8 protein-coding genes are annotated in these 11,475 nt (G+C 41.5%); 6 read left to right on the plus strand and 2 right to left on the minus strand.

The genetic code is table 11. The annotated features are described in order from the left end of the window. Positions 1-25: 25 nt before the first annotated feature. The 6 genes from AC1RJ8_RS15020 (at position 26) to AC1RJ8_RS15045 (ending at position 7,702) form a co-directional block, all read left to right on the plus strand. Positions 26-634 carry a TetR/AcrR family transcriptional regulator gene (locus tag AC1RJ8_RS15020; protein WP_492954701.1) on the plus strand — a complete coding sequence of 203 codons (609 nt, stop codon included), beginning with the start codon at positions 26-28 and terminating at the stop codon, positions 632-634. A 44-nt stretch (positions 635-678) separates the two neighbouring features. Continuing rightward, positions 679-2,052: a TolC family protein gene (locus tag AC1RJ8_RS15025; RefSeq protein WP_493008055.1), complete on the plus strand. Its 1,374-nt coding sequence runs from the start codon at positions 679-681 to the stop codon at positions 2,050-2,052. Positions 2,053-2,057: 5 nt separating this feature from the next. Beyond that, entirely contained in the window at positions 2,058-3,104 is a 1,047-nt protein-coding gene (locus tag AC1RJ8_RS15030; RefSeq protein WP_492954699.1) for an efflux RND transporter periplasmic adaptor subunit, read from the plus strand. A 10-nt stretch (positions 3,105-3,114) separates the two neighbouring features. Continuing rightward, positions 3,115-6,168, plus strand: coding sequence for an efflux RND transporter permease subunit (locus AC1RJ8_RS15035; RefSeq protein ID WP_492954698.1), 3,054 nt, complete (start codon positions 3,115-3,117; stop codon positions 6,166-6,168). Between the two features lie 103 nt (positions 6,169-6,271). Then, positions 6,272-7,051 carry an SDR family NAD(P)-dependent oxidoreductase gene (locus AC1RJ8_RS15040; protein ID WP_492954697.1) on the plus strand — a complete coding sequence of 260 codons (780 nt, stop codon included), beginning with the start codon at positions 6,272-6,274 and terminating at the stop codon, positions 7,049-7,051. Positions 7,052-7,093: 42 nt separating this feature from the next. Beyond that, positions 7,094-7,702 carry a TetR/AcrR family transcriptional regulator gene (locus tag AC1RJ8_RS15045; RefSeq protein WP_492954696.1) on the plus strand — a complete coding sequence of 203 codons (609 nt, stop codon included), beginning with the start codon at positions 7,094-7,096 and terminating at the stop codon, positions 7,700-7,702. Positions 7,703-7,718: 16 nt separating this feature from the next. Here the strand turns inward: AC1RJ8_RS15045 and AC1RJ8_RS15050 are convergent, their stop codons facing one another. Continuing rightward, entirely contained in the window at positions 7,719-8,900 is a 1,182-nt protein-coding gene (locus AC1RJ8_RS15050) for a PepSY-associated TM helix domain-containing protein (RefSeq protein WP_492954695.1), read from the minus strand. Continuing rightward, on the minus strand, positions 8,900-11,368 hold the full coding sequence (locus tag AC1RJ8_RS15055; RefSeq protein ID WP_492954694.1) for a TonB-dependent receptor domain-containing protein: 2,469 nt from the start codon (positions 11,366-11,368) through the stop codon (positions 8,900-8,902). The genes AC1RJ8_RS15050 and AC1RJ8_RS15055 overlap by 1 nt, the downstream gene beginning before the upstream one ends. Positions 11,369-11,475: the final 107 nt, after the last annotated feature.

Here is an 11,475-nt window from a genome sequence, read left to right on the forward strand (position 1 = left end):
TAATATCTTCTAAATTATTTTATCCATGGGCATTACAGAAAGAAAGCAAAGAGAGAAGCAGGAAATGAGACAGCGCATATTGAACGGTGCCAGAAAAGTATTTCTTCAGAACGGCTATGAGCAGACCAGTATGCGCAACATCGCCAATGAGATCAGCTATAGTGCAGGGGTAATTTATTTCCATTTTAAAGATAAGGGTGAAATCTTTCAGGAACTCCATAAAGAGGGCTTTAGCCTACTTCTTAGACAACTTCGGGTGCTGGATTCGGTTATAGACCCATTTGAGCGCCTGAAAGCCTCTGGACGTGCATTTATCCAGTTTGCCCAGGAGAATAAAGATTATTATAACCTAATGTTCCTGGTTGAAGAACCATTAAAAAATACAGAAGAAAGCGGTTTCCAGATTGCAAAAGAAGCAATAAAACACCTACATGACCTGGTCTTAGCATGCCAACAGGCTGGCCGCTTCAAAGACATGGATACAGAGTATCTTACATTTATGATCCTATCTGCTATCCATGGCATCTGCGCTCTTTTCTGTAAGGACAGAACTATGAGTTTCGAACACAAGACCAACAAGGAACTTATGGAGAATGGATATGCAAGTTTTGTTACTTTATTAGAAAAGGGTTAACCTTTTTTTTATTTTATTATTGAACACTGTTTAAATTTATTACAATGATTAATTACATCAGAAAACTACCCACTGCTTATCGACTGGCCGTCTTACAGCTCTCAGTCATCTTGCTCCCATTGGGGCTTAGCGCCCAAAACCGTTTGAACGACTATATCTCACAGGGGCTAGCGTCAAACCAGAGCATCAAGGAGCAAAACTTCCTTTTGAAAAAGAACATTTATGCCCTACAAGAGGCAAAAAGCATGTTCCTGCCCAGCGTAACTTTTTCTACCACTTATACGAAAGCCGATGGAGGCAGAACAATTGATTTTCCTACAGGCGATCTTTTTAATGCCGCCTACGCTACGTTGAACCAGCTCACTGGAAGCAATTCCTTTCCTCAGCTCGAGAACCAGAGCATACTGCTCAACCCCGATAACTTCTACGATGCCAAGTTTCGCACCAGTCTTCCCATCCTGAATGCAGAACTGGTATATAACAAAAGGATCAAAGCACAACAGGTGGACCTGCAGAAAGCGGAAATACTGATGTATAAACGTGAACTGGTAAAAGAAATCAAAACGGCATACTACAGCTATCTTAAGGCTACAAACGCAATAAGGATCTATCAATCTTTTCTGAAACTGCTCGAAGAAGGTGAAAGGGTAAACCGGAAACTCTTTGAGAACAACAAGATCAACCGTACGGCTGTGATCCGTAGCCAGAACGAGGTATCAAAAATAAACGCATCGCTTACCGCTGCTCAAAAAACAGAGGAATCTGCCCGTTATTATTTCAATTTTCTATTAAACAGGCCATTAACGGAGCCCATTCTGACCGACGACGTCCCATTGCTGCCCGCGCAGGACAACCTATTACTTAATGAGGTGAATGGTCGTGAGGAACTGACCAAGCTTGAGATTGCCAAAGGGATAAATAAAAACCTTACCGGCCTTGCCAAATCTTATCTTATACCCAAAGTCGGCACTTCGCTCGATCTGGGTTCGCAGGCCTTTGACTGGAAGTTTAACCAGAAAAGCAGATATTATCTGCTGGGCGTTTCACTGGAATGGAACCTGTTTTCCTCAGGACGGAACAGCTATAAGATAAAACAGGCTATCGCCAGTGAACAGGCTGTATCGGCACAAACCAACCATGTGACCCAGCAGCTGCTTACCGAACTGAACGTGCGCAGGACAAACCTGCAAAGTGCTTTAGCTCAGTACCAGGCGGCCCAATCACAACTAAAAACCAGTCAAACCTATTATAATGACATGACCAAGCTCTATAAAGAGGGAATGGCCATTTATATAGAGCTGCTTGACGCTCAGAACCAATGGATAGATGCCCAGCTTCAATCCAACATTGCCCTATTTGACACCTGGATATCCCTTACCGCTATCGAACGTGCCAACGCTAGTTTCAACATACAATAAATATCATGAACAAGACACAACTCACACTTATTGCGCTTACATCACTATTGTTTGCCTGCAAAGAAAAACCGAAAAATACAAATCCTCTTGGCCAGCCAGATATTATTTCTGTAAAGGTTGCGCCCATTTCCTCTTTTGGGGTAACAAATTCTATTCAGGTCACTGGACTGGTAGGTACCGAAAATGAAGCGAATTATTCCTTCAAAATTGGCGGGGTAATCAGCAGCATCCTGGTAGATGAAGGACAATTTTTTAAAAAGGGGCAATTGCTGGCCACCTTGAATACCACCGAGATTGCAGCTGGTCTGGCCCAGGCGAACCTTGGTGTAGATAAGGCCACTCGTGACTATGCCAGGGCAGTAAACCTTTACAAAGACAGCGTATTTACGCTGGAACAACTGCAGAATACCAAAACGGCATTGGATGTTGCAAAAAAAACAAGTGAGGCAACCGCGTTCAATCAGCGCTATGCCAGGATCTATGCGGCCTCTGATGGTTTTGTAACCAAAAAGGTTGCCAGCGTAGGCGAAGTGATTGGCGGCGGAATGCCGGTGCTAATGACGGGCTCAACCCAAAAAACTGACAGCTACCTGTTAAAAGTTGGGGTAACAGACCTGGAGTGGGCAGGAATCAGTGCTGGGCAACAGGCTGTTGTTTATCTTGATGGTTATCCCGAAAAGCCATTCCAGGCAACGGTATTGCGTAAACTTCAATCGGCTGATGCCGCTATCGGATCTTTTCAGGTAGAGCTGAAGCTCCAGATGGGCAATCTGAAACCTGCAATTGGCATGTTTGGGAAAGCGGCAATCGAAACCAATACTTCAGAAAACAAGACAGTAATCCCATTTAGCGCCCTTGTAGAGGCAGATGGAGAGACGGGTTACATCTTTACCCCTAAAGGTACAAACAGTGTTAGAAAAGTACCTGTAACCATCCTGAAGTTTGACAATAAAAATGTTTACCTAAAAGATAAACTGGAAGGAATAGATCGCATAGTTATTTCTAATAGCGCCTACCTCAACGAACAATCCACCGTAAAAATTATCAAATAAAGACCACGAGATGAAAATTACAAATTTTGCTGTAAAGAACTACCAGTTTACCCTGATCATATTTGTGCTTGTGGCAGTGGTGGGACTGCTTACACTCTTTACCATGCCCCGCTCGGAAGATCCGACTACCCACCCTCCGCAATATCTGGTAACGGTTATCTACCCCGGCACTAGTCCGAAGGATATGGAAGAACAGGTGGTAAAGCCCATTGAAAATAAAATCTATGGCCTCGAGAACATCGATAAGATCCTGACCACAGTTGAAGATGGCGTAGCAGCGATACAGATCAAGTTCAAGTATGGTGTTGATGTGGATAACAAATACCAGGAAATATCAACAGAAATAAATGCGCTGAAAAACGGTGAACTTCCAAAGGACATTTATCAGATCAAGACCGAAAAAATTGCCTCATCAGATGTAAAGATTATTCAGGTAGCGCTGATCTCAAACACCGCTTCGTCCAAAATATTGCGCGATAATGCAGACAAATTGAAGACCCAGCTGGAAAAGATCACCAATTTGAGAGAGGTAAAGTATACCGGAATGCCAGAACAGGAAATCCGCATCGACATGCAACTCGATAAACTGGCCCAGCTAAAAATACCATTAAACCTGGTTATAGGCAGTCTGCAAAGTGAGGCGGCCGACATTCCAGGAGGAAGTATCAATATGGAGAGTAAGGTCTTTAATGTAAAGACCAGTGGTAAGTTCAAAAATGTTGAAGATGTGGCCAATACGATCATTTATAATGCCAACGGAAAAATAATATACCTGAAGGACGTGGCCCATGTGAGCTATATGGACGGCACCATTAACCACATTACCAGGATCAATGGACAACGCTGCATACTGGTTACCTCTTCGATGAAAAATAATGTGGATATCAGTCAGGTTAAGAAAGAGTACACTCCGGTATTGGAACAATTTTCTCAAACCTTACCACAGCACATTAAAATGGTCAAGAGTTTTGACCAGGCAGATATGGTATCAAAGCGGCTTGGACACCTGGGCTTTGATTTTGGATTGGCCATACTATTAGTGGTGGTTACCTTGTTACCTTTGGGCTTCAGGCCATCGCTGATCGTAATGATTTCCATTCCACTCTCACTGGCCCTCGGTCTTATTGCAATGAATCTTTTAGGCTTCTCGCTCAACCAGCTCAGTATTGTTGGGCTTGTGGTAGCATTGGGGCTATTGGTTGATGATAGTATCGTTGTTGTAGAGAATATAGAAAGGTGGTTAAGGGAAGGCCATTCCAGAAAGGATGCCATTTTAAAGGGCACCAAGCAGATTGGGGTAGCTGTTGTAGGCTGTACTGCAACGCTTGTTATTGCATTTTTACCATTAGCCTTTCTACCTGATATGGCCGGAGAGTTTATCCGAAGTCTGCCTATGGCCATTATTACCAGTGTATTGGCCTCTATGATTGTGGCGCTTACGCTCGTGCCTTTTATCGGCAGCAAGATACTGAAAACCCATACCCATGGGGAGGGAAATTATTTCTTAAAAAAATTGCAGGGCTTTTTAACCTGGTCGTATCGTGGCATTATGCCGTTGGCGTTAAAGTGGCCAAAAGTAACGATCAGTATTTCGATTGCATTGAGCGTATTGGCCTTTTTACTCTTCCCACTGGCAGGGTTTAAACTTTTCCCTACCTCAGAAAAGCCGATGTTTCTAATCAATATTAAAATGCCGCTACAGGCAAATATCCCAGAAAGCGATAAAGCTGCAAAGCCGGTGGAAATGGAACTTAAAAAACATAAGGAAATCGTTTATTACACCTCTAATGTAGGAAAAGGTAATCCACAGATCTATTACAACGTGCATCAGCAGGATATAAAACCGGATTTTGCCCAGATTTTTGTGCAATTGGAAGAAGAGACAAGCCCAAATGACAAAACTGAACTGATCAAAACGCTCAGAAGCAAATTTACTGATTTCCCCTATGCAAAAATAGAGGTGAAGGATTTTGAACAGGGCACTCCGATAGAGGCGAATATTGTGGTCAGGATTTTTGGAGAGAATCAGGATACCCTGCGATCGCTCTCGTTCAAAGTGGAGGAGCTGTTACGTAAACACCCAGGTACTTTTTTCATCAACAATGAACTCAATGCCTATAAGTCAGATGTAAAAATCAAGATTGATAAGGAAAAGGCACGGACATTAGGCGTACTGACCAGCGACATTGACAAGGTGATCAGGTTGGCTGTTGCCGGACTGACTGTTGGAGATTACATTGATGACCGGGGTGATTCGAGGAATGTGGTAATCACCATTCCACGTGATAAGTTTTCAAATCTAAATGCATTGAAGAACCTTTATGTGAACAATTTCCAGGGTGCACCAATTCAGATCGATCAGATTGCAACCATTGCGCTGGAAACCTCCCCTACTGCAATTAACCATTTTAATAAATCACGGTTTGCAAAGGTTACCTCGCTCACTAAGGATAATGTTTTGGCAAACGATATTCTAAAGGATATTGTGCCCGAACTCAACAAGTTAAAAATGCCCAAGGGATATTATTATAAATTATCTGGGGAGGCTGAATCGGAAGGTGATGCGCTAGGCGGAAATTTCCTTTCGGTGATCATCCTCAGTACCTTCCTGTTTATCGCTGTGCTACTGCTACAGTTTAAGACATTTAAAGGAATCATTATCGTTTTGTCAATTATTCCATTAGGCGTTTTGGGCGGGGTGATATTTTTGCTGATGACAGGAAATCCGATGTCGCTGGTATCTATCATTGGTTTCATTGGTTTATCGGGTATACAGGTAAAGAATTCGCTGTTATTGGTTGATTTTACCAACCAATTGCGGGAAGATGGAAAAAGCATAGATGAGGCGATCCATATTGCCGGTGAAACCAGGTTCCTACCTGTTGTACTTACTTCTATTACGGCCATTTGTGGTCTGATCCCGATTGCCATGAATCCCAATCCGCAGATAGCGCCACTTGCCATTGTATTGATTGGGGGTCTGATCAGCTCTACCATATTATCAAGGATCGTTACCCCGGTAATGTACAAGCTCATCCCTCCACAATTGCACGAAAAGATATGATAGGTCAAAGTCCACGCAAAGACTTGTTTCTGGAATTGAGACTGTTCTTGATTAACCTGATAAACAGCATACTTAAAAATTACTCACATAAATTTTACTAAAGATGAAAGAATACATATTAATTACTGGTGCTTCCTCAGGAATTGGCTACGAAATGGCGAATGAATTGGCAGCTAAAGGGTTAAACATGATATTGGTTGCCCGTACGGAAGCTAAATTACAGCAAATGCAATCAGAACTAATAAACAGGTATGGCATTCTGGTTCAATATTTCGCTACAGATCTTTCTGATGTGAATGCAGCTAAAAACCTTTACCAAAAGGTGAAAAACGAAAACCTATTAGTGACCCATCTGGTAAATAATGCTGGTGTTGGCAACTATGGCAATTTTACTGAAACGCCATTGGAAGAAGAATTGAGTATGATTCAATTAAACATTTCCAGTCTGGTCGTTTTAAGCAAGCTTTTTGCACAAGATATGGTCAAACGCAAATCCGGCAGGATCATGAACATAGCTTCGGTGGTCGCATTTTTACCAATGCCTTATTTTTCTGTTTACTCTGCAACCAAGGCTTTTGTAAAGGCATTTAGCGAAACGCTCGCCGCCGAATTGGAAGGGACCGGAGTTATCGTTTCGTCTCTTTATCCTGGTACTGTGGATACTGGATTTACCACACCTGAGATGCAAACTACAAATCTTCATAAAACCAAGCCGATGACTCCCAAAGAAGTGGCAATACAGGGTGTAAAGCATCTACTGGTAGGTAGTGGGAAAAAAGTAGTTGGTTTTCAAAACTGGTTTAACGCTAAACTCCCCAACTTTGTTCCTGATGGTATTATGATGAAAATTAAAAAGGGACTGGCAAGTCAGAAATCAAAATAGTTCAGTTAGTGTTATCGGATATCCTTATGAAATTTATATGATATGTTAAATCGAAACACGATAATAGATGCAGCAATACAGCTTTTTTCATATTTTGGAATTGAAAAAACTCCCCTTAAAGATATAGCCAAATCGTTAAGGGTGAGTATTCCATCTCTATATTGGTATTTTAAAAACAAAGACGAGCTGGTGATCTGTGTTTTAGAAAAAATAACGAATGAAGAATGTATTTTGATCGAAAAGCAGTGTATACGATATAAGTCGCTATCCAATTTTATTGATGAATTGGTTGAAATAAAGCGTTTAACATTTGAGAAATATAGTCGGTTATACCATTCCCCGGATTACTTAAAAAAGATAGGTTTTTTAGAAAACCTGGATTTATTAAGAAGGGTATGTGTGACTGAAAATGTAAATTTGATTTCAAAATCTGCCTTTGCGAGAGATGACAATAGCCCCCATATGTTTAAGGAGGTGTTCATCCGGTTCTTAAGGGAACTCGATATGATATTTCTGAACGATGCAGCCACAAGAGCGAGATTTCGCGGATCAGGCGTGATGAAAAGAAATGACATCTCTGATCTCATAAGTCAAAAAGCCCGATCTTTTCTATCTGAAATAATGGATAGAAATATCATGGTTCAATATTAAAATTAAATGTCCATTTTTAAGCATTCAAACCCAACTTAAGGGAAGACTTAGGCTTTTTCTTCCTTTTCCCCAACCAGATCAGAAACCCTGAAACCGGAAGGGAAGCACAGATCAAAGCAGCAAAAAAAGCCAATAGCTGTGTGCCCAGACCATATATTCTACCTGTATGCATCGGAAGATTTGAATTTCTCCATTTCATGCCCAGCGTTTTCTGTGAATGCGGTAAAACATCAATTATCTTTCCAGTCCTACCATCGTAAAAATAATAACTAACACCCCGCCAGCCATCTTTATTGCTCTCAATACTGACAAATGAGGTCGAAACCTTGTTGGTTTCAGTCGGGATGCCGATTCCGATCTCCTCCCAATCACCTTTTAGTTTTTTTACCAGGTCATAATGAATGAGGTCAATCTTGTTTAATGTCGAGTCACTAGCATTGATGATGGGCAGTGTCCGCGCAAAACCAGTCTTCCCCTTGTCTCCCAAAAGTTTATATATCCCGGTTTCCCACCATTTAAAAGACCATACCAAACCTGTAATGGCAATAAGCATCGCCACTGGCAGAACATAAAACCCCAGTGAATTATGCAGATCGTAATTTACCCGTTTCCATTTTGCATTCCATTTGATTGTAATACTTTTTTTAAACTGCTTGTAGTTTTTTGGCAGCCAAAGAATAAAACCACTGATGAGCATCACAAGAAATAGAAGAATGCAGGAACCCACAACGAGACTTCCGATAGGTTTTACCAATAACAACTGTCTGTGCAGCTGCTCAACGATATTGAAAAATTCGTAACGGACATCAATTATCCCCAGAACCTTCCCCGTGTACTGATTTACATAAATATCATTTAAATACTCAAATTGGCTAAAATACCAAAGGTTGATCTTTTCCTTTTTATTAACCTTAAAACCAGAAAACACATAGCTTTTGTTGTCTGCTGAAATCTTCACATTTGAGAGGACTTTACCAGGGCCAACCGCTTGTTGTGCATTGGCAAGCAATTCAGAAACCGGCTTCGGCCGGCCGATTTTCTGAACGTAAACAATATCCTGGTGTAGGGCATCAAATATCTCATCATTGAATACATAAATGCATCCCGTGATGGATACGATCACGACAACAACTCCTGTTACCAGCCCTATCCAAAGATGGAGCCAGCCGGTAATCTTTTTGAATTTACTTTTGGCCATTAAAATGAATATCCAACCGTTAGCATATAGTTTTCTGGCTGCCCCGGAAATAACCGTAGATAATCGTATCCGCCCACCCAGTGTTTTTTATTTCCGATGTTATTTGCATTTAGCTGAAGCTGGAGTTTACCGATATTATAGAACAGCCCGGCATTAAGAAGCGTGAATGATGGTAAGGTAATCTGATCTTCAGGCGAGAACTTCGCATCATAGTTTAGGTTTCTCTTATCTACATAATTTATCCCTAATGCTATACCAAAACCTTTGGCTGCACCATCAATAAAGTTATAACGGGTCCATAAATTTGCAGTGTTTTTTGGTGCGTTCGGCTTTTGGATCCCAATCTCTCCTGCCGTACCGCTTTCAAGTATCTTCGCCCTGTTGTATGAATACGATGCAATTACATTCCAGTTCGGCATAATTTTTCCAACGACATCAACTTCGAAGCCTCTAGATTGCTCATCCCCTATCTGCCTTAGTACATCAATTACGCCTGGTGTTGCATACAGCGCTCCGGTCTGCTTGATCTGATACACGGCGGCGGTAATGCTCAGTTGATCCCTGAGCCAGCTGGTTTTTGCACCAAATTCGATCATATTGCTTTTCAAGGGATCAAATGGCCCGCCTGCATTTGGGTTTGATATGGTGGCAGAGGTCTGAGGATTGTATCCTTCAACATAACTTCCATAAAAATTGATATTTGAATTAATGGCATAAACAGCGCCTAATCGTGGCAACCAGGCATGTGAATTGGCTTTCGCTTCGGTTTGAGTTTTATAATTGGCAAAATCAGTATAATATTCATAACGCACTCCAAGTAAAACCTGCAGCGCGCCAATTTTTAACTGATCCTGAATATACCCTGAGTTAAGATAATAATATGCTGGGGCCACTACAGATTGAGCAAAGAAAAGTTTGCTATCATCCTGCATTCTCTGGGATGACAACGGGTCGTTAAGATTGAAGTGCGGAACATTGGGTACTGGGTTTCCTGCAGCATCAAGGAGATACCTGCTCTTATTGGCGACCACATAGGTCGGGATAGAACCGTTGTTCGCTGCATTTCTATAACCACTTGCTGTCATCTGCGAACCGCCTACAGGCGTTTTTTCACTCCCAAAATCATAACCTGCTACGATCTTATGTGATATGGGTCCGGTTGTAGGCGTGTAATTTACATAGCCGGAGAAGTTATCGATAAAACGCTTGCGTTTTCTAATTTGGACATTCATCCCAGCAAGATTATTGATCACAGCGCCATTGCCATCAACACCATAAGAATTGGAAGTACGGTGCTCATTCAGATCTTCTGAATATCCTGTTTTAAGATATGAAGCATTCAGGCTCAATACATCGCTTACTTTATGGGTAATCGAGATCGTTGCATTATAAGTGAGTTCGTTCAGGTAATCGTTTGTAGTGTTCAGGGATAGCGACTGAGGAGTCGAATTTAAATCGAAGCTACCAAAAATCGGCTGCCCCCTATCAAGCCTGCTTTTCGAATCGGTATATACCAGATCAAAGTTTATCCTCGTTTTTTCAGACGGGACAAAGGTAAGCGAAGGCGCAATAACAAAGTTCCTGTCAAACATTAAATCCCTGAAAGTTTCTGCATTTTCATAGCCAAGGTTTAAGCGGTAAAGCAAGGTACTGTCTTTTGATGCCGGTCCGGTAAAATCGGCAAGCCCACGGAATGTATTGAAACTTCCCATAGTCATACTAATGGATCTTCTGGTTTCGTCAAGCGGCTTTTTGGTTACCCGGTTTACCACACCACCTGGACTTGCATTTCCAAAAAGTGCAGAAGACGGACCTTTTAGCACTTCAACCCTTTCCAGATAATTGGCGAGCGACTGTTTCCAAAAACCTGTACTTGTTCTTAGTCCGTTCAGCAACTGGGTATTGCTCTGTCCGTTTACACGAAAGCCACGGATGGTTAAGTCATCATAAAAACTGAACTGATTTACTCCGCTAAAGTTTTTCACAACCTCACCAACGCGCATGAGGCCCTGATCGGCAATCAATTCCTTACTGGCATAGGAAACAGATTGAGGAATGTCTTTGAGTTCATTTTCAATCTTACCAATAAAGGTCGCCTTGGTTTTATAGGCTTTTTCTTTACGCCCGGTAATTTCTACCTGCTGAAGATCTGAATTTGATTCGGTCAGAACAACATTTTCATCTGTATCTCCACTGATCTCGATCGTTTTGACCGATTGCCTAAAACCGATAAAATTAAAATGTAAAATTAGCTTGCCCTGGCTCACTTGCAACCTATAATAACCTTTGTTATTTGTTGAGGTAGTTAATTTTGTATTTTCAACACTGATGGTAACACCGGGAAGTGGGTTTCCCTGACTATCACGTACATATCCCTGCAGTTTTACGGTCTGTTGCGCAGAAGCACTGTTTGAGAGAAACAAAAAGAAAAAAAGGCATAATGCCGCATGGGTTAAGGTTATCTTCATGAAATAAGGATCAAATACTATTTAGACTTATTAAAAATAAAGTCGCAAACATAGTATTTTTTATCTACTTTTTAAATAAATGAGAAGAATATAGCTTCATGGAAAGT

This window comes from Pedobacter sp. GW822-FHT03F06 (genome assembly GCF_058801365.1).

Excerpts from the sequence above, each read along its gene's own strand:
- AC1RJ8_RS15020 (WP_492954701.1), top strand. The coding sequence starts at position 26 with ATGGGCATTACAGAAAGAAAGCAAAGAGAGAAGCAGGAAATGAGACAG.
- AC1RJ8_RS15025 (WP_493008055.1), top strand. The coding sequence starts at position 679 with ATGATTAATTACATCAGAAAACTACCCACTGCTTATCGACTGGCCGTC.
- AC1RJ8_RS15030 (WP_492954699.1), top strand. The coding sequence starts at position 2,058 with ATGAACAAGACACAACTCACACTTATTGCGCTTACATCACTATTGTTT.
- AC1RJ8_RS15035 (WP_492954698.1), top strand. The coding sequence starts at position 3,115 with ATGAAAATTACAAATTTTGCTGTAAAGAACTACCAGTTTACCCTGATC.
- AC1RJ8_RS15040 (WP_492954697.1), top strand. The coding sequence starts at position 6,272 with ATGAAAGAATACATATTAATTACTGGTGCTTCCTCAGGAATTGGCTAC.
- AC1RJ8_RS15045 (WP_492954696.1), top strand. The coding sequence starts at position 7,094 with ATGTTAAATCGAAACACGATAATAGATGCAGCAATACAGCTTTTTTCA.
- AC1RJ8_RS15050 (WP_492954695.1), bottom strand. The coding sequence starts at position 8,900 with ATGGCCAAAAGTAAATTCAAAAAGATTACCGGCTGGCTCCATCTTTGG.
- AC1RJ8_RS15055 (WP_492954694.1), bottom strand. The coding sequence starts at position 11,368 with ATGAAGATAACCTTAACCCATGCGGCATTATGCCTTTTTTTCTTTTTG.